Source organism: Moraxella sp. CTOTU48717 (assembly GCF_032057165.1).
GTDB classification, from domain to species: domain Bacteria; phylum Pseudomonadota; class Gammaproteobacteria; order Pseudomonadales; family Moraxellaceae; genus Faucicola; species Faucicola tetraodonis.
In genome coordinates, this window is the sequence record NZ_DAMBBC010000005.1 from 108,905 (window position 1) to 129,003 (window position 20,099).

The 20,099-nt window shown below is 44.3% G+C and carries 16 protein-coding genes; 8 read left to right on the forward strand and 8 right to left on the reverse strand.

The window, feature by feature from the left end:
* Positions 1–128 precede the first annotated feature (128 nt).
* Positions 129–1,268: a hypothetical protein gene (locus tag RT084_RS04825; RefSeq protein ID WP_313097796.1), complete on the reverse strand. Its 1,140-nt coding sequence runs from the start codon at positions 1,266–1,268 to the stop codon at positions 129–131.
* A 209-nt stretch (positions 1,269–1,477) separates the two neighbouring features.
* On the opposite strand from RT084_RS04825, the gene RT084_RS04830 reads away from it, so the two are divergent.
* Positions 1,478–2,290 carry a sulfite exporter TauE/SafE family protein gene (locus RT084_RS04830; protein WP_313097798.1) on the forward strand — a complete coding sequence of 271 codons (813 nt, stop codon included), beginning with the start codon at positions 1,478–1,480 and terminating at the stop codon, positions 2,288–2,290.
* 67 nt (positions 2,291–2,357) lie between these two features.
* The gene (locus RT084_RS04835) at positions 2,358–3,005 is read left to right on the forward strand and encodes a LysE family translocator (RefSeq protein WP_313097800.1); all 648 of its coding nucleotides are present in this window, start codon (positions 2,358–2,360) and stop codon (positions 3,003–3,005) included.
* A gap of 40 nt (positions 3,006–3,045) precedes the next feature.
* Here RT084_RS04835 and ribA read toward each other — a convergent pair whose 3' ends face one another.
* Positions 3,046–3,678 (reverse strand): GTP cyclohydrolase II, encoded by a 633-nt coding sequence (gene ribA, locus RT084_RS04840; RefSeq protein ID WP_313097802.1) that lies wholly within the window; start codon positions 3,676–3,678, stop codon positions 3,046–3,048.
* Positions 3,679–4,199: 521 nt separating this feature from the next.
* Here ribA and RT084_RS04845 point away from each other — a divergent pair.
* The gene (locus tag RT084_RS04845; RefSeq protein WP_313097805.1) at positions 4,200–6,341 is read left to right on the forward strand and encodes a 1-deoxy-D-xylulose-5-phosphate synthase; all 2,142 of its coding nucleotides are present in this window, start codon (positions 4,200–4,202) and stop codon (positions 6,339–6,341) included.
* Between the two features lie 35 nt (positions 6,342–6,376).
* Positions 6,377–7,210 carry an inositol monophosphatase family protein gene (locus RT084_RS04850; RefSeq protein WP_007115595.1) on the forward strand — a complete coding sequence of 278 codons (834 nt, stop codon included), beginning with the start codon at positions 6,377–6,379 and terminating at the stop codon, positions 7,208–7,210.
* Between the two features lie 251 nt (positions 7,211–7,461).
* On the opposite strand, the gene fdxA is transcribed toward RT084_RS04850, so the two are convergent.
* The 3 genes from fdxA to RT084_RS04865 form a co-directional block, all read right to left on the reverse strand.
* Positions 7,462–7,785: a ferredoxin FdxA gene (gene fdxA / locus RT084_RS04855; protein ID WP_007115596.1), complete on the reverse strand. Its 324-nt coding sequence runs from the start codon at positions 7,783–7,785 to the stop codon at positions 7,462–7,464.
* Between the two features lie 72 nt (positions 7,786–7,857).
* Positions 7,858–10,785, reverse strand: coding sequence for a DNA mismatch repair protein MutS (mutS, locus tag RT084_RS04860; protein ID WP_312385075.1), 2,928 nt, complete (start codon positions 10,783–10,785; stop codon positions 7,858–7,860).
* Between the two features lie 147 nt (positions 10,786–10,932).
* Positions 10,933–11,943, reverse strand: coding sequence for an adenosine deaminase (locus RT084_RS04865; protein WP_409418423.1), 1,011 nt, complete (start codon positions 11,941–11,943; stop codon positions 10,933–10,935).
* A 278-nt stretch (positions 11,944–12,221) separates the two neighbouring features.
* On the opposite strand from RT084_RS04865, the gene secA reads away from it, so the two are divergent.
* A complete protein-coding gene (gene secA / locus RT084_RS04870; protein ID WP_312385073.1) occupies positions 12,222–15,032 on the forward strand; it encodes a preprotein translocase subunit SecA in 2,811 nt (936 codons plus the stop codon).
* Between the two features lie 115 nt (positions 15,033–15,147).
* Entirely contained in the window at positions 15,148–15,573 is a 426-nt protein-coding gene (locus tag RT084_RS04875) for a hypothetical protein (RefSeq protein ID WP_284034699.1), read from the forward strand.
* Positions 15,574–15,643: 70 nt separating this feature from the next.
* Here the strand turns inward: RT084_RS04875 and RT084_RS04880 are convergent, their stop codons facing one another.
* The 3 genes from RT084_RS04880 to tsaB all read right to left on the reverse strand — a co-directional run bounded on the left by RT084_RS04880 (position 15,644) and on the right by tsaB (position 18,072).
* Positions 15,644–16,444, reverse strand: a complete 801-nt coding sequence (locus tag RT084_RS04880) for a class I SAM-dependent methyltransferase (RefSeq protein WP_312115586.1) — start codon at positions 16,442–16,444, stop codon at positions 15,644–15,646.
* A gap of 6 nt (positions 16,445–16,450) precedes the next feature.
* The gene (locus tag RT084_RS04885; RefSeq protein WP_284034697.1) at positions 16,451–17,287 is read right to left on the reverse strand and encodes an undecaprenyl-diphosphate phosphatase; all 837 of its coding nucleotides are present in this window, start codon (positions 17,285–17,287) and stop codon (positions 16,451–16,453) included.
* A gap of 113 nt (positions 17,288–17,400) precedes the next feature.
* Entirely contained in the window at positions 17,401–18,072 is a 672-nt protein-coding gene (gene tsaB, locus RT084_RS04890; protein ID WP_312385069.1) for a tRNA (adenosine(37)-N6)-threonylcarbamoyltransferase complex dimerization subunit type 1 TsaB, read from the reverse strand.
* 345 nt (positions 18,073–18,417) lie between these two features.
* Here tsaB and RT084_RS04895 point away from each other — a divergent pair, with 345 nt between their 5' ends.
* Positions 18,418–19,233 (forward strand): oxygen-binding di-iron domain-containing protein, encoded by an 816-nt coding sequence (locus tag RT084_RS04895; RefSeq protein ID WP_312385067.1) that lies wholly within the window; start codon positions 18,418–18,420, stop codon positions 19,231–19,233.
* 16 nt (positions 19,234–19,249) lie between these two features.
* Positions 19,250–20,074, forward strand: a complete 825-nt coding sequence (locus RT084_RS04900; RefSeq protein ID WP_312385065.1) for a methyltransferase domain-containing protein — start codon at positions 19,250–19,252, stop codon at positions 20,072–20,074.
* Positions 20,075–20,099 lie beyond the last annotated feature (25 nt).

Consider the following 20,099-nt stretch of genomic DNA (forward strand, 5'->3'; position numbering starts at 1 on the left):
TTTTCCAGATTAAAAAATTCCATTGCTATCTAATACCAAACCCAATAGTTAAAGTCTTGCTTGTGTAGGACGCATACGATGCACCGCTGGCTATATCTCGCCAAAAATGGTGCGTAAAACGCACCTTATTATATTTTTTGGGTTTGGTATAACAATCCTTGATAGTTAATTTTTATTAGACCTTGTTTTAATCTATGTAAATTAACAAATATAAAATCTACATCTGTTTCTTTTTCAAATGAATTTAATTGATAACCTTTTAAAAAGTCCTCATAGAGAAAAGAGTAATCTTCTGAATAATAATTTCCATTCATCATAGGTATGGAAATTTCAATTATTGCCCTTACGGAAGCTATTTCTTCATCAGTAAAGCCGTACAAGGCATGTCTAGAGTAATAGTTTTTCAATAATTGAATTAATTTAGTTTCTGAAATTTGCAAGTCATAAGTGTTTGGGTAAATATATCTTTTAAACTCTATATGAGATTTTATAATTTCTATTACTTTAGTTAACTCTTTTGACCCTATATTAAATTCCTCTTTTAAATCTGACTTGATTTGAGTGAAAGACTCATCAGTCCACTTTTCAAAAATAGGAAGCTTTTGAGCTAAATTTTGGATTTGCACTCTACTCATATTTTTGGTAAAAGTCTTAACTCTATACTCATGCTTTAAAGACACTATCAAAGAATTAAATGAATTTGTTATTTCAGAAAGTTCATTAAATTTCTCATAAAAATTATTTATTCCAATAACAGAGATATCTTTCAAATGTTTATCATTTCTTGTGCTGTAAGGATACCTAAAAGTTTCACCTGTAGAATCAATTTTGCTAAAATCTTGAATAAATGGATCTAATAATGATATAAACTCAGTAATTCTTAGCTCATTTGTTTCAATAACTATTTCTTTAAAAATGATCCATAACTTACCTATATCATGTGTTTTGGTAAGTTTGTCATCAATATCTTTCTTAACTTTTAGGTGGTTTATTAAATGAATTTTATGTTTAAGAAACAGTTCTATAAAGTGTCGAGCTGAAAAGACTATTGGGTAAATACTTGTATCTAAATCCCAATATGAAGCATTTGTTGGCAGATCGTTTGCTGATGAGTCATCATAACTTGACAAAATTGATTCCAACATTATAAGCGTGGCTGATTGATACCCATCCATATAAGTTGTCATACCAGTCCAACCATTTTCCCCTACACAAGCATTTAAGTTTCGTAATTTTTTTTCGCCTTGAAATAGATTAGCGGTTTTCATTTTCTTGTATCATCCTATATTAAAATCTAATAGCTAAATATAATAACTCGAAGACTACACTATAAATGGATTTGATAATAATTTTACCACGCCAATCAGTTTATCTTTATCCATAAGTTCAAACTTCACAATCACAAAAATAATAATAAATGCCGATAAAATAAATTTTGCTATACTAACGCTATTTTTAATCAAAGGAAATGCAAAAAATGATGTATCTGTGGTTTTTGCTGGCGGGGGCGTTTGCTGGCACTTGTGCGGGTCTGTTTGGTGTCGGTGGCGGATTGATTATCGTACCTGTGCTGATGGCGATTTTTAAAGCGTATGGCTATCCAAGCGATGTTATTACCCATTTGGCGGTAGGGACATCGCTTGCCACGATTGTGGTGACATCCATAAGCTCCATACAATCGCACAATAAGCGCGGTGGCGTGCGCTGGGATGTATGGCGCAATATGTCAATTGGCTTGGTGGTTGGTAGTTTTGTTGGTGCTTATATCGCAGATTTATTGCATGGTAAGGTCTTGGCGTTTTTGATTGCTGGCATGGCGCTGTTTATGGGGCTAAAAATGCTTTTGGCTAAAAAATCGGAAGTTATCGCAACTACTCACTTGCCATCCGCTGCTGTGCAAACAGGGGTTGGGGGCTTGATTGGCGCAGCATCGGCGATTTTTGGTATTGGCGGTGGCAGTTTTACCGTGCCGTTTTTGAGCCGTTTTGGTTTGACCATGCAACAAGCGGTGGGTACGTCAGCAGCCTGTGGCTTACCGATTGCCATTGCAGGTGCGCTCGGGTTTATGTTTTTTGGCAAAGATGTACAGGGTTTACCCGCTGAGGCGATTGGCTTTGTGCATATCACTGCGTTTTTGTGTATTTCAGTGATGAGTTATGTATTTGCCAAAGTGGGGGCAAAATTGGCGCACCAATTGCCTGCCAACACCTTAAAGCGCATGTTTGGTGGTCTGCTGCTGATTGTGGGTGCAAAAATGATGCTAGGCGCGCTTGGGGTTAATTTATTTTAACTACATAGAAATATAAAAACCGCTCATAACAATGAGTAAATGAAAGAATAAATTAGGAATGATAGATATGTTAAGTTTTTCGATGATTATGACTGTGATAGTTGCCCATCTTTTGGCATTAATTAGTCCAGGACCTGATTTTCTGCTAGTTGTGAGAAGTGCGATACGCAATACCCGTCGTAAAGCTTTGGGAGTTGCCTTAGGCATTGCTTTCGCAAATGGTTTTTATATAGGACTATGTATGTTGGGTGTTGGCACCTTAATTGCCCATTCTGTGTTTTTGATGATAGGACTAAAACTCTTTGGAGGCTTGTTTTTAATTTATGTTGCCTATCATGCATTACAAGCAAAACCAAGTGACTATCAATTTATTGCCCAAAAACAATCAGGGATGGATAACAAAAAAACGCCCACGTTTTGGCAAGAGTTTATTTTAGGTGTGGTATCAGGCTTATCAAATCCTAAAAATATTATCTTTTATTTAAGTTTATTCTCAGTAATCCTAACACCCAATGTCAATACCAAAACTACAGCCCTGCTCGGGGTATGGATGACTTTTATTGTCTTTGCATGGGATAGTTTAATTATATTGTTTTTATCTCAACAAAAAATCAGAAAGGTTTTTAGTAAAGTTGCTTTTTATTTTGATAAATTTGCAGGCGTATTTTTAGGATTCATTGGGCTAAAACTTGTACATTCGGCAATCAGAAATTAACATAATATTTTTTGATGAATTAAGTTGGCTAAAAATCATTTTAGCCAATTAAATGCCCCATACGCTCTTTTTTGGTGTTGAGGTAGGCTTCATTGTGGGGGTTGACACCCACCAACAGCGGTACGCGCGCTACCACCTCAATACCAATCTCATTGAGATAGTCAATTTTGTTGGGGTTGTTGGTTATCAGCTTTACCTTATCCACACCGACATGCTCAAGCATCGGCTTGCACATCTCATAGGTGCGAGCATCGGCAGGCAAACCGAGCAGCAAATTGGCATCAAGCGTATCATGACCTTGGTCTTGCAATGCGTAAGCACGGATTTTGTTGGTCAGCCCAATCCCGCGCCCTTCTTGGCGCAAATATAAAATCGCCCCACAGCCGCCATCTTTAGCATAAGCTTGAATCATCTGCATGGTAGCGTTGAGCTGGGGACCGCAGTCGCATTTAAGCGAACTAAACGCATCCCCTGTCAAACATTCGCTATGAATGCGTACCAATGGGATTTTGGATTTATCAGCCGTGGGCAAACCAACCGTCAGCATGACGTGTTCATGTTTACGATTGCCAAGCGCATCGCGTGCCGTGTCGTCCGTATCTTCAAACACATGAATATCAAATAGCCCATGCGCTGTTGGTAAGGTTGCTTGCGTGATAAATTGATACGACACCCACTACTCCAAAAAAATGACCGCTGATCCAAACAACTGAACCAAGTCGGTAAACCCAAAAATAAAAGTGCCCTTTACATGAAGGCATTGATTAAAATATCAAGAAGGATAGCGTCATTACGCATCTTATCAATAAGCCGCAAGCTAGTTTGGCATGCTATCTGAGGCAACTTTTTTGTCAAAATTTATCAAAAATTCAAGGCGCTAAGCTAAACTTTATAGCAGCTATAAGATACAATCTAAAATAGCGAGGTTTGATGTTTAATCAACAAAAAAATGCTATTATGCCACATTCATGCGCCACATTGGCAATTCAAAGCTGGTAATACTAGCTTAGCCACCTAGATTTTCAAGCGCCCAACGCTTTGGCAGTCTGTCAATTTTGTGCCCGTATTTTGTGCCAATTTTGTGCCAACAATAAGGTGTCGATAGTCATTGTGCGTTTTAACTATTTATTTTTTTCACCTGTGTCAACAGGGCTCATCGAGTGCCTGTAAGCAATGAAAAGTGTCAGCCAAGATATGTCAAAAACTAAAATAGCTAACCAAAAATACCCATTAAAAACCTTTGATACCATCCCTATGCTAAAGCCGCATACGCCGCTGCTCGATGGGGTGGACAGTCCTCACGACCTAAAAAAATTCAGTACCGCGCAATTGCAGCAATTAGCCGATGAACTGCGCGAGTTTTTGCTGTATACAACGGGTGTCAGCGGCGGGCATTTTGGTTCTAACCTTGGCGTCGTTGAGCTTACCATTGCACTGCATTATGTCTTTAATTCACCCAAAGACCAAATTGTCTGGGACGTAGGACACCAAGCCTATCCGCACAAAATTTTAACGGGTCGCCGTGACAAGCTTACCACCATTCGTAGTCAACATGGGCTGACTGCTTTCCCCGAGCGTCATGAGTCTGAGTATGATACTTTTGGCGTTGGGCATTCATCGACGGCGATTTCTGCAGGGCTAGGCATGTCGCTTGCTATGCGCTATTTAGGCAAACATGACAAAGTGGTTAGCATCGTCGGTGATGGTGCTATGACAGGCGGCATGGCGTTTGAAGCGATGAATGACGCGGTGCAGCAAAATGCCGATTTGATTGTGGTGCTCAACGATAATGACATGTCAATCTCACAGGCAACGGGCGGATTTTCTAAACATCTAGCCACCCTATGGCAGCGTGGTTTGGCAGTCGATATCGATAAAAACGGTGATGCGATTTTTACCAAGCGCGTCATCTCCAGTGAAGACCGCCGTATTCGTCATTATTTGCACATGGCAAACGAAGCTTTAGATGATTGGACCTCGCGTCTGCCCAATAAAATTGTCGAAAAATTGGCAGAAAAAGGTATTCCTAAACCGTCTCAGTTAGAGACATTGCCTGAGAAAATCGCCAATAAACTCATTGATGAAGTGTTCCCCGAAAACTTGTTTAAAGCCATCGGTTTTCAGTATTTTGGACCATTTGATGGGCATGATGTTGCCAAATTGGCTCAGGTATTTGAACGGGTCAAGCAGTTGAAAGGTGCGGTACTTGTCCATGTGCATACGGTGAAAGGTAAAGGCTTTTTACCGGCAGAATGCGACCCGATTACTTATCATGCCATTACCAAACTTAAAAAAATCAACCCAGCGCAAGAAAAATCTGTGCCAGTTGACAGCCAAAAGCCGGCACCCACCACCGCCAAAAAATACTCGCAAGTGTTTGGTGAGTTTATTTGCGATAAAGCCGCAACCGACAAACAACTGATGGCGATTACCCCTGCGATGGCTGAAGGCTCAGGCATGACCGAATTTGCCCAGCGCTTTGCCAGCCAGTTCTTTGATGTGGCGATTGCCGAGCAACATGCAGTGACCCTAGCGGGTGGTATGGCAACCCAAGGCGTCAAACCGATTGTCGCGATTTACTCCACATTTTTACAACGTGGCTATGACCAACTGATTCACGACGTGGCTTTGCAAAATCTCAACGTGATGTTCGCCATTGACCGTGCGGGTCTGGTCGGTGAAGACGGTGCGACCCATGCGGGGGTGTTTGATATCGCTTTTATGCGAACTGTGCCTAATATGGTGATTGCTTGTCCAAAAGATGAGAATGAGTGCTATAACTTACTCAATACCTGTTATGAGCATATTGGACCCTCTGCGGTGCGTTATCCACGTGGTAATGGCATTGGGGCAGAGATTGATAAAAACCAAGCGATTTATCCAATCGGTAAGGCAGCGCTTGAGCAGACTATTGATGCCACTGCTGCAGGTACGAGCAACGTGGCGAAAAAAGTTGCGGTGCTTGCTTTTGGTACCATGGTAAAGACGGCGGTCACGGCGTGTCAAAACTTAGCCGAAACTTACCCAATGACGACGTTTTTTGTTTATAATATGCGGTTTGTTAAACCGTTAGACAGCGAATTACTGGATACTCTATTGGCGCAAAACTGCTCCATTGTTACCCTTGAAGAACACCAAATCATGGGCGGTGCCGGTAGTGCGGTCAATGAATACCTAGTTGCCCAAGCAGCAAAAACAAGCCAAGCCTTGCCAACGCTAATCAACATCGGTATCCCCGATAAATATATCGCGCATGGCAGCCCTGAGCAGCAATTAGCCGATTGTGGGCTAGATGTCGCGGGTGTGGTCAAACAGATGCAAACGATTTTGTCATAAATTTTAGATTTTTATCCTTCAACAAAAGGTCAATTATGGAACCGATGGTCGTCATGGCAGCCCGCGCTGCACAAAAAGTAGGTCAAGAGATTTTAAATGCACACAACAATCGCCACAAGCTAGAGTTCACGATTGAAAGCAAAGGCTTAGATGGTTTGGTGACCCAAATCGACCGTTATAGCGAAGAATTATTGATCGCGATGCTCAAAGAAAGCTACCCAACCCACTCGTTTTTGGGTGAAGAATTTGGGCTACAAGAAGGCAAGGGCAATGATAAAGACTGGTGCTGGGTCATTGATCCATTAGATGGTACCCACAACTTTATTCATGGTTTGCCGCATTTTTGTGTCTCAATCGGGGTGCAAAAAAATGGCGTCACCGAACACGGCATCATCTATGACCCAGTGCGTGATGAGATGTTTTCAGCCAGTCGTGGTAAAGGCGCGCGCCTCAACCAGCGCCGTATCAGCGTGAGTGAGCATAAAACCATTGATGGCGGCTTTTTTACCACAGGTCATCCGCTTGAGCGTAACCGCGCAGAAGGTAAAGTATCGTATGCCAAAGAGCATTTTGAAAGCTTACAAAAAATCTGCGAACAAGGCGGTCAAGTGCGCCGTGTGGGTTCAGCTGCGTTGGATTTGGCATATGTAGCAGCGGGACGATTTGATGGTTATTTTGAAATGTCTATCAAACCTTGGGATATCTGCGCTGGTGAATTGATTGTCACTGAAGCGCGCGGTACTGTGGTTGACCATACAGGCGCGCACAATGCCATGCAAACAGGCTCTATCTTTGCGGCAAATATCAAACTGTTAAAACCATTGATGCAAACCGTGGTGCCAGTTTGGGGCAGTGCCGTGAAAGGCTGATGTGACTGTGACACTAAAAACGCGCTAATCCATAGCGCGTTTTTTATTTCATAATCAATTCGTAAAAAAATAGGCTAAGCTAAAGAGGTTAAGTTAAGCAGATAGACAACAACGTTGACATAATAAGAGATGACAATATAAAAACGGCAATCTATATTCACAGATTGCCGTCCTCGTTCTATATGCTGTTTTATAGCATCTTGTTTATAGCATCTTGCTAAAATTCACCTAAATGGCGTATGTTAGAAAGGCTATCTTTCAATATACTGTAATTTATTGGGTACGCCATCCCATTCTTTGGCATCGGGTAGTGGGTCATGCATGGCTGAGATGTTTGGCCATTTTTCGGCAAGTTCTGCATTCAGTTCGATGTATATTTCTTGACCTTTTGGCACTTCATCTTCTGAGAAAATCGCATTGGCAGGGCATTCTGGCTCACACAGCGCACAGTCAATACATTCATCAGGATGGATGACCAAAAAATTCGGACCTTCATAGAAACAGTCCACAGGACAGACTTCAACGCAGTCAGTATATTTACAACGAACACAGTTATCAGTAACGACGAAAGTCATGGCGGTGGCTACCTTTTTTTAGTTGCACAAATGTTAAAAGCATAAAAAATACAATCGTATTATTTTAGCGCGTTACGCTTTTTTTAACAATTCCTTTAATGAATAAATAAATTCTAACGCCTGTTTCGGCGTCAGCTCATCAGGGTTTAGGGCTTGTAGTTGTTGGTTAAGTTTATATTCATCAGTTTTCAACGTTTGATAATCAGCCGCTGCACTCTGCAAATCCAGACCCATTTGTTTCTCGTCTTCTGATGGATAGGGTAAAGGATTGTTGGGCAAGCTTTTTTGCTCGCTTTGGTTATCCAAATAATATTGCGCTTGAACTAATAAGGCTTGCGGCAAACCTGCCATTTTGGCGACATGCAATCCAAAACTGCGATGCGTCGCCCCGGGTGCGATTTTATGCAGTAGTAGTAACTGCCCGTTGATTTCTTGGGTGACAAGGTGCTGATTAAACATTTTGGGGTGGCGCTCAGCCAGTTCCGTGAGCTCAAAATAATGGGTGGCAAATAGGGTCAAACAGCCAATTTTTTCTGCTAAATAATTCACGCACGCATGCGCAATCGCTAGACCATCTTGGGTGCTGGTGCCACGACCGACTTCATCCATGAGTACCAACGAGTTGGCATTGGCTTGGTTCATGATATTGGCGGTTTCAATCATCTCGACCATAAAGGTAGATTTACCACTTGCCAAGTCATCTGCCGAGCCAATGCGGGTAAAAATCCGTTCAATACGACCGAGTGTTACCGACTGCGCAGGGACATATGCACCACAACAAGCAAGTAGTACGATAAGCGCGGTTTGACGCATGTAGGTCGATTTACCGCCCATATTGGGCCCGGTGATGAGCATCAAGCGTTCAAGTTGATTGGCTGTTCCCATGACACAGTCATTGGCGACAAATGGGTCAAGCGATGGCCTCTGATGGTGAGCTTGGCGCTGTTGACCTGCTTCAACCACGATATGCCGTCCGCCTTGGATATTGAGGCTTGCGGTATCATCCGTGGTATTAAACAACGGGCGGCACCAGTTTTTACTATGATGAGAGCGATTCTGCAAACGCGTTAGGCTGACCCAGTTGGCAAGCACGTCCAAATACCCAATCGCTTTGGCAAGGCGCTGCACATCGCCAAGCTGCGACTTCAGCTGACCCAGCAGGTTTTCATAGATACGTTTTTCAAGGATCAACGCTTGCCCTTGTGCCGATAAATAGGATTCTTCAATGGTTTTGAGCGCTGGCGTGATAAAGCGTTCAGCATTTTTGAGCGTTTGACGGCGGGTAAAATATTCAGGCGCGTTCTTGGCTTGCAGGGCGCTAAGTTCAAAATAAAATCCGCTCACTTTATTAAAGCCCACTTTGAGCATGGGCAGGTTGTTTTTTTGCCGCTCTTGCACCGCCAAAGCTTCCAAAGTTTGCTCGATATTGCCATGCAAATTTTGCCATTCATCAAGCTGTCGGTCATAGCCCTTTTTTATCATGCCGCCATCACGGATGTGGGCGGGCGGCTCATCGACAATCGCTTGCTCTAGCAAGGCATGGATATTGGCAAAGCTATCAGTTAAGGCTAAGTCAGGTAGCTGTTTGCTAAGCATGGCAAGCAAAGGGGTCTCGGCAGTTAGCGTCGTTATGTTGGTAAAATCAAAATGTTGCTGCAACTGCTTTGACAACGCTAACGCTTGCGCCAAGCTCAGACGCAATTTGAGCAAATCGGTCGGTTTTGCTGAACCCAAGCCAATGCGTCCCCCAATGCGTTCGATATCGCTGATTTCGCTTAAGGTTTGTTTAAGTAATTCAAACGCTGCTATCGGTAATGTCATCAGTTGTTCAACCGCATCAAGTCTGCGGTTAATCAGGGTGACATTGCGTAGCGGTCGGTGCAAATGATGCACTAAAGCGCGTTTACCCATCGGCGTTTGGCAATGGTCAATCACCGATAACAGCGAAATACCCGATGCCAACACGGGTTTAAAAATTTCCAAATTTTGCTGACTGATGGTATCAAGCTGCAAAAAATCGCCGTTATGCTCGAGCTGCAGGCTGCGAATATGGCGTAAATCAGCTTGCTGGGTCTGTTTGCCGTAATGCAGCACAACCGATGCCGATGAGATGGCAAGCGGTTTTTGCTCAATGCCAAACCCTGCCAGCGTGGTGACACTTAGATGCTGGGTCAGATGTTCAAGTGCGTTATTTGGCAGAAAATAACTGTGCGGCTGTGACAAAATCGGCGGTAGGGTGGCTGTTGGGCTATTTGCGCTCAAACAGTCCTGCAAAAAATGTTGCCACGCCTCAGACAGCTGCTCATCTATCAGCACTTCACTGGGATCAAAGCGGGCGAGCGCGTTAGCAAGCTCGCTTTGTAGCGCCGTATGACTGTCGCAGTTAAGCTCAGTCACACGGATTTGCCCTTGTGCCAAATCCAGCTGTGCCAATCCCACCGACATTTGCTGTTTAGCAAAGCTGATAGCGACGACCGTTGGCGTCTGCCCTTGGGTGATGAGGTTATCATCGGTCAGCGTCCCTGCGGTTAAGGTACGGACGACTTTACGTTCCATAATCTTAGCGGCATTGGCTTTTGTTTTGCTGGTTTTTTTTGTTATGCTTTTGGCTGTGCTATCGGCTGCAGAGTCTTTTGCGGCAGTGTTTTCTTCAAGGCTGTGTTCTGGATTGTCTTCTGAGCCGTCTTTAGGCTTTTCTTCTTCGACTTGTTCACAGACCACCACGGTTTGCCCGGCATTAATCAGCCGAGCAATATAGCCGTCTGCCGAATGAAATGGCACACCTGCCATCGGGATGGTATTGCCCTGTTTATCTTTGCCACGTCGGGTCAAGGTGATGCCCAAAATATCGGCAGCAAGCTTGGCATCATCGAAAAACAGCTCATAGAAATCGCCCATCCGGTACAGCACCAAGGCATGCGGATAATCCGCTTTTAGGGTGAGATATTGCTGCATCATGGGGGTGTGATGGTCAAGATTGTGAGGCATGGTCTGGGTCATAATGGTTAAACGTTATGAAATTAAGCAACAGGTGCGTTTGTCGCACCATGTTGGGTGTGTGAGGTGGGTTAAGGCTGGGATGCAGGTTGCTTCTTGCTTCTTCCAGCCTATTTTTTCGAGTTTGTTTCTTCCAGCTTATCTAAAAGCTTAAAGCGATTCGATTTTTGAGATCCAATGCTGTTTTTCAGCATCCCCTATAAAAGACGCATTAAAGCTGTTTATCGCCAATTGTTTGATATCGTCATTTGATAGCGCTAACGCTTGCTCAATAGCGACAAAGTTGTCATTCATATAGCCACCAAAGTACGCCGGGTCATCTGAGTTCACCGTCACGCACACACCTTGGTGCAGCATGGTTTTGATATTGTGCTCGCCCATGTCTTGCACCACTTTTAGTTTAAGATTACTTAATGGACACACCGTCAACGGCATTTGCTCCGCTATCAAGCGTTGCATGAGTTTATCATCTTCAGCCGAGCGCACACCGTGATCGATACGATTGACCTTTAACAAATCCAACGCTTGCCAAACATACGCGGGATCGCCTTCTTCGCCAGCATGCGCAACCGTCAAAAACCCAAGCGCTCGAGCTTTGGCAAATACCCGTTCAAACTTAGCGGGTGGATTTCCCACTTCGCTAGAGTCAAGCCCCACGCCAATGATATTATCTTTAAATGGCAAGGCCTGCTCAAGGGTGACAAATGCGCTGTCTTCGCTCAAATGACGCAAAAAACACAAAATCCAATGCGAGGTGATGCCCATTTTTGCTTTGGCATCTAAGCTTGCTTGATAAAGCCCTTGAAAACAGGTAGCAAAATCCACCCCCCGCTCTGTATGGGTCTGTGGGTCAAAGAAAATCTCCGTATGCACCACATTATCAGCCTGGCATTTTTCAAAATACGCCCACGCTAAATCATAAAAATCCTGCTGTTTGACCAAAACGTTTGCGCCGGCATAGTAGATATCCAAAAACGATTGTAAATTATGAAAATTGTAGGCATTTTTGACATCTTCAATGGTTTGGTAGGGTATATCGATTTGGTTGCGTTTAGCGATGGCAAACATCAGCTCCGGCTCAAACGTGCCTTCGATATGCACGTGTAGTTCGGCTTTGGGTAATTGATGAATCAGTTGTTGTGGCGTCAATGTGGCAGTCATAGCAAACTCAATAGCATAATGGCAAAGATGGCGTTAAAATCTTTCAAGAAAATTTCAACAATGAAAATTTCGAAAATAAAGCTCAATTATGGGGATGGATTGATAAAGATAAAGGTAATAGAGGCAAGCGGTTCAAACTCACAGGCTGTCATAACCTTGTATCTAAAAAAAGCAAACCCATATATAATAGCAAAATTTATTTTGAACACCTTTATTAACCGTCATTGTATTAAAAGTCATTGCACTTATTGATTTGAGCACTTTAGGAAAACCCTCGTATGTTAGGCAAAATGATAGGCAAGGTTATCGGCACCAAAAACGACCGTGAGCTTAAGCGAATGCGTAAGTTGGTCGACAAAATCAACGCCTTAGAACCCAAAATCCAGCCCCTCTCTGACGAAGCATTAAAACAGAAAACTGCGGAATTTAAAACCCAGTTTGAGCAGGGTACTAGCCTAGATACCATTTTACCTGAAGCCTTTGCGGTCTGTCGTGAAGCCTCAAGCCGTGTCCTTGGCATGCGTCACTACGATGTACAGCTCATCGGCGGTATCACCTTGCACGAAGGTAAAATCGCCGAGATGCGCACGGGTGAAGGTAAAACCTTGATGGCAACGCTTGCGATATATCTCAACGCGATTAGCGGTAAAGGCGTGCATGTCGTCACCGTCAATGACTACTTGGCAAGCCGCGATGCCGAATTAAACCGCCCGTTGTTTGACTTTTTGGGCTTGACTGTCGGCGTGATTTACTCACAGCAAGACCCGATGGAAAAATTTGAGGCCTATGCCGCAGATATTACCTACGGTACCAACAACGAATACGGCTTTGACTACCTACGTGACAATATGGTATTTCGCCTAGATGAGAAAAAACAGCGCGGACTCAACTATTGTATCATCGATGAGATTGACTCGATTTTGATTGATGAAGCGCGTACGCCGCTGATTATCTCGGGTCAAGCCGAAGACTCATCGGCTATGTACAGGCTGATTGACACCATCATCCCGCGCCTCAAACGCTCAGAAACCGAAGAAGGCAACCGCGAAAACCGTGAGCAGGATTTTTGGATTGATGAAAAAAATCGTCAAATCGAAATCAGTGAAAAAGGCTACGAGAAAATCGAAAAATTCTTGGTGGAAAAAGGCGAGCTTGGCGAAAACGAGAGTCTATATAGCCCAACGCGCTTGCCACTACTAGCCCACGTTCAAGCCGCGATTCGTGCGCACCATTTATTTGTTAAAAACATTCACTATATCGTGCATGAAGGCGAAGTCATCATTGTCGATGAAAACACAGGGCGTACCATGCCCGGTCGCCGCTGGTCAGAAGGGTTGCACCAAGCGGTTGAAGCCAAAGAACAGGTCGAAATCCAAGCCGAAAACCAAACCCTTGCAACTACTACTTTCCAAAATTATTTCCGTCTGTATGACAAACTCTCAGGCATGACAGGTACAGCCGATACCGAAGCTGCGGAGTTTAAACAAACTTACGATTTAGATGTGGTGATTATCCCCACCCACAAACCAATTCAGCGTATCGACCTTGATGACCAAATTTTCCTAAGTAAAATGGGCAAATATCAAGGCATCATCCGCGAAATCAAACGCATTCAAGAGAAACAGGCGCCGATTTTGGTGGGGACGGCAACCATTGAAGCCAGTGAAGTGCTTTCAGAGTTACTGACGCAAGAAGGCATTCAACATAACGTCCTTAATGCCAAACAGCACGAGCGTGAAGCCGATATTATCGCGCAAGCGGGTAGCCCCAATGCGGTCACTATTGCCACCAACATGGCAGGTCGCGGTACCGATATTATCTTGGGGGGTAACTGGCAAGCAGAGCTCGCCAAAATCGATAATGTCACCCCTGAAATGAAACAACAAGCCCATGCCGAATGGCAAGTGCGAAACCAACAAGTGCTAGAGGCGGGTGGCTTACATATCATCGGTTCTGAGCGTCACGAATCGCGCCGCATCGATAACCAATTGCGCGGTCGTGCGGGCCGTCAAGGTGACCCGGGGGAGTCACGCTTTTTCTTGTCGCTTGAAGATGACTTGATGCGGATTTTCGCTGGCGATCGCGTGGTGAATATGATGCGCGCCATGGGGCTAAAAGAAGACGAAGCCATTGAGCACAAAATGGTGTCACGCTCGATTGAAAACGCCCAAAGCAAAGTGGAAAACCGCGACTTTGATGCCCGTAAGAGCCTACTCAAATACGATGACGTTGCCAACGAACAACGTAAGGTTATCTATAAGCAGCGCGATGAACTGCTCGCCGAAAGTAATCTACAAGCAGCTATCGAAGCGATGCACTACGATGTATACAATGCCTTGATTGACCAGTTCGTGCCACCCGGCTCGATTGATGACCAATGGGACATTGATGGGCTTGAAGACGAGCTTGAAAATGAGTTTCGTATTTATATGCCAATCAATGACTGGCTAGATGCCGATCGTCGTTTGGATGAAGAAGGTTTACGCCAAAAAATCATCGAGGCTGCGTTACTCAACTACCGCGCTCGACGTGAGCAAATGGGCGAGGAAAATGCCGCCCAACTTGAGCGTCACTTTATGCTATCTAGTCTAGATAAGCATTGGAAAGAACATCTCAACCAAATGGATCAACTGCGTAAAGGTATCCATCTGCGAGGCTATGCGCAAAAAAATCCTGAGCAAGAATATAAATCTGAAGCCTTCTCATTGTTCCAAAGTATGCTCGGTGCTATCAAGTCTGAAACCGTGCAAGATTTAGCGCGTGTGCATATCCCAACGCCAGAAGAAATCGCTGAGCTTGAGCGCCAGCAACGCGAACAAGCCGAGATGATGCGTCTGCATTTTGAGCACCAAGAAATGAATGGCGTGACCGGTGAGCTGAGTGACGATGAAGACATGATTGCGCGTAACAGCCAGCAACGCACGCGAGCCACGTATTCATTTGGTCTAAGCGGCTCAGCTGCGGCAACCGCGAGTCCAGAGATGGCTGAAAATGGTGACAATCCGTATGCCAACTTAGCGATTAGCCGAAATGCCCCTTGTCCATGTGGTTCGGGTTTAAAATACAAGCAATGCCATGGTAAAATTTAAGGTGACATCATTATCATCTTTGAATTAGCCGCATCATGGCTTCAACAATTTTTACAATATAGGCTATCAATTACGTTGTCGGATTGAGCGATTTATTGATAGTAGAGGAATACCCATGCAAAACACACTAGCAAAAATCACCATGCTGAGTTTAGTATCGGCGCTTACGTTGACAGCTTGTGATAAAAAGACAGACAGCACAGACAATGCCGCGGCAGCGTCAGCGGCAGAATCACAAGCCGTACCAATGTCAGCTGCGCCTGCCGATGAAAAAAATAGCGCCGCTGTGACCGAAGCCAATGCCACCGTAGATGCCGGTCCTGACGCTACCAGCGCCAGTGGCACGGCAGCGACCCCTGTTGATGCGATGCCAGCAAGTACCGAGGCAGACGCCACAGATGACGGCGGCGCGGATAATTCAGACATGGATAAGATTACGGAAAATGATACCGTGATTGATAATGCCCCTGCCTCGCCCAATGCACCAAAAGCCAGCGATGATGCAGCGCCTGCCGTCGGTAACCAAAAGGTTGGTCAATAATAACCAGACCCACAAAAAAAGCTGATACTCATCAGCTTTTTTTTAACATGGCAACTAGACGCTATTCAAACTAAATGCGGTTCAAATAATTATCAAAACGCACGATATCATTTGATAGGCTTAGGTTGGGCGATTTGTCTGCAAGAAAAGGCGCTGATTTAGGTCTTTTAACTACCACCATACCGTGTGGGGTGATTTGCGCCAACGCTGCCGACAATAATTGTTGTGATTGCGCAATCGACGGTGGGGTCGTCACAGTATGCAACATCTGCATATGTTTATTAACCGCTGATTTGTAGCTATCCGCGGGAAACATCGGATCTAGATAGACACGGTCAACTTTTGGCAATTTAGCCAGCAATTCTATCGCGTCGCCATGATAAATCGTTAATCGACTCATCAATTTTTGCCAGTTGCGATGCTGCGCCATTTTTTGCTGTTCCAGTTGCAATAGTAAAAACATAAGTGGCTGCTGCTCTAGCAAAGTCACACTGGCACCGGTACTTGCCAAGATTAGGCTATCATGCCCAAAACCTGCGGTCGCATCAATGACAGTCATGCTGGCTTGTAGCTGCATGGCTTTGAGTAGCAGTTCAGTTTTTTTGCCCGCTTTGACCACACGCTGTTGTAGGCTTTGCCAATTTGGGCTGACTTTCATGCCCGCTGCGATGACAAAAACATCGCCTACCTCATCAATCAGCACACTGTTATCATCGACTGATTTCAGCCATTTTTGAGTTACTTTGCTAGTAATCTTTTGCAATTGTAAATCGACGGATAAAGGGGCGAGTATCGTTTCAACATTTGCCAAACGCTGCTCGCTTGGCAAAGTGTCAACATAATACAGTTGGATTGATTGATGAGATAGCATAGGGATTTAAATATAGCCCAGCATACCAGCGATGAGTACCAGTACGCCTACCACGATACGCCACCAAGCAAAAATCGTAAAATCACGGGTACTGACCCAGTTAACCAACCATTTGATGAAAATCATGGCAAAAATAAATGAGACTACCACACCCACTGCCATGATGGTCCAGTCTTCAGCGCTGGTCAAAATATGATGGTTTTTGGCCAGATCTAATAACCCAGCACCCACCAATACAGGAATCCCTAAGAAGAAAGAATACTCTGCAGACGCCTTACGTGATACCCCCAAAAATAGGGAACCGATAATGGTAGAACCTGAGCGAGAAGTACCAGGAATCAAGGCAAGACATTGAATCAAACCGATGATAATCGCCGTTTTAATATCGATATCTTCTGCTTCGGCATATTTGACCGTATGTTTGTGTTGTTGGCGCTCCGCCCAAAAGATAATCAAACCACCGACAATCAATGAGATTGCCACCACAGTTGGGTTAAACAACGCCGCTTTTAACGCTTTATCAAACAGCAAACCTATCAGCATAATCGGGATGGTGGAAATAATCAGCGAGATGCCCAATTGACGCGGGTTTTTACGTTCAGGGTCTTTACCTGTAATAAGTCCCATCAAGGCACGCCATAGCCGTTCCCAGTACAAATAAATTACCGCTGAAATCGCTCCCAGTTGAATGACAACGATAAACAAGTCGGCTTTATCTTTGGTCCAAAAATTTAATAGGGAGTCGGCAAGAATTAAATGCCCGGTACTTGAAATCGGTAAAAATTCGGTAATGCCCTCAACCATGCCCATGATGATGGCTTTAAAAATCAAAATAAGATCCATAACGTATCCAACAATGTTAGTTATTAACAGTCAAAGCTAACAATTTTTGCGCTTATAACAAGATAAAGGGTAGCGAGTCAAACTTAAGACAACATGAGTAATCAGCCGATAAATTAAGCCTTTTGTTGTTCGGCTAGAGTTTTCCACGCATTATTTCTTAAATAAACTGGCAACGCCAGCTCAGCTGGGACGGATTGGTGCTGCTGATACAAGGCTAGCCCAAGTTTGGCAATGATAACGGCTGAGGGGCGAATATCGGCAAAGATGGCTTGACCTAGCTGCGCATTGACCAAGGTTGCGCCGTTACCTACTAAGGCTAAGTCTTTGTCTATCACACTGTCATAATCAAGCAAATGCTCAGTAGCACCTGCCACAAGGTGCATGATACCATCGCTCATGGCGTATTCAGCGGCGTACACTTGGTTCATGCGCGCATCTGTCAGCGCCAATACGTGGGGGCGTTGATGTAGTTCAAATGCCGCTTGGGCGATAGCTTGCAGGCTTGATACAGGCAAACAAGGCACATCATGGGCAAAGGCGATGGCTTGCGCTACCGCCGTATTAATGCGTATGCCACTAAAAGCACCGGGACCTCGATTAAAAGCAATCGCAGTCAGTTGTGACCAATCAATCGATGATGCTGTCATCAGCGCGTGTATCATCGGCAAAATTTGCTGGGTTTGTAGACGATTTCCCGTCAGGGTCTGTTCAGCGACCACATTACCCGCTAAATCCACGAATGCCACTGAGCATTGGTCAAACACACTTTCAAGTGCCAAAATCATAACAAATTGCCTTTACCGTTTGTAGCAATCATGCGCTTAAAGCACACAAATTTTGCCTAAAAAATTGCTTGGTATGATACCACTAAAAACAAATTTGAGCAAAATTTAGTTAACATTGATTTAGGTAAAAATGCCCTCAACCCCGTCAATAAAGTGCTATAATCCTTACTATTTTTAGGGATTTAAAGCCAATGTGTTAAAGTTGATAGCTAACGGTTAACAATGGTTTGCAAAGTCACTCAGAGTTATTCAAAGTCACTTTGCTGGACAATTTTATAGCGTATGTTATAGCATGTTTTATTAGTGGTCTAAGTTTTATTTGTCGGTTAAATGGGTAGATAGGTTATGAGCGGTAAAATAATTTTTGATAATGGCAAGCATCAGTGCATTATGTTTAGTGATTTGGTAAAAGGTGACGGTATTCAGTCCAATCAATTTTTAATTTTGCACTCAGATGAAGAAACTGTCGGCGCGGTTATTGACCCAGGTGGGGATTTGACCTATACGCCGCTAACCCTAGCACTGCTCAAACATACTGATATAAAGCATATCCGCTATGTGATTGGCTCACACCAAGACCCCGATATCATTGCGTCATTGCCACGTTGGCTACTGCATACCCAAGCCAATATCGTCATCTCAAGGTTGTGGGAGCGTTTTTTACCGCATCTTAACTCCGCGTTTACCACTGACCGTCTGCAAGAAGGGTATCTTAAGCGCTTGATTGCGCTACCAGATGAAGGCGCGGTGTTGCCTTTGGGGAAAAGCCAGTTATTTGCTTTGCCTGCGCACTTTTTGCATTCAGAAGGTAATTTTCAGTTTTATGACCCCATCAGCAAAATTTTATTTTCAGGCGATATGGGGGCTTCGTTGCTCGGTGATGCGAATGTGCCAGTGGAAGATTTTGACGCGCATATTCCGACCATGCGAGGGTTTCATCAGCGCTACATGGTCAGTAATAAAGTCACCCGTTTTTGGGCAGATGCGGTTCGGCAGTTAGATGTCGAGATGATTGTGCCGCAGCATGGCAAATCTTTTGTTGGCAAAGCCATGATTAATCGCTTTTTGGATTGGATAGGCAATTTGCCTTGTGGGGTTGATTTGCTCACACAAGACGATTATGACTATGCAAGGCTGATTAATAGTGTTAAAGTTGACTGATTTGTTGTTTTAGTCGATGATGTCTTGTACTGTTACCCCTGTTTTTGAACAATTTGCCAACTCATACGATGCCGCCACGCCGATTCAATCGCAGGTGGCAGAGCATTTGGCGCAGCTCATTGTGCGTTACCATACCGGCGTAACCGATATGTGCGTGGTTGATGTGGGCTGTGGCACAGGAAAATTGACTCAGGCGGTGATGTCAACGTTTTTACAAAACGCAGCGCTAGCTTCCGCTCAGTTATATGGCATCGATACTGCTGCCAGTATGCTTGCAATTTGGCAACAGCGAGTCGAGCATCTTTTGTCTACGCCGCTGTCATCTACCCCAGTCTCATCGCTACCAAAGTCCCCAATGACGCTACACAGCCAAGCGCTTTGCGCCAATATGGCAGATATGGCATTGGCAAATCAATCAGCCGATTTGGTGATGAGTAGTTTTGCCCTTCATTGGACATCGCCAAGCGTTATCGCAGAGCTTGGGCGCATTGTCAAATCCAAAGGTCAGCTGCATTTGGCGATTCCTGTGGCAGGCTCTTTTTATGAAGTCCGTCAGCGCTTTCCCAAGTTGCCTGTTTTTGATTTTTTACCCAGTCACGCTTGGCTAGCGGCGATAGAGACCTTGCGGCAACAGCGCAAAGGCACGGTAATTTATCACACCGAGCAATCGTTTAATTTTTCTTATGACAATTTAAAAAGTCTGTTAAAAAATCTCAAGCAAATGGGCGGCGCCGTCTCTGGCAAAGACAGTATCGATACGGCGACATTTAGACGCTATCTGCAAGACCAATCACCGATTGGGCTGGATTACCAAGTGCTGATGATGGGCTTACAGCTGTAAGGGTAACAAATTTATCGACGATTTG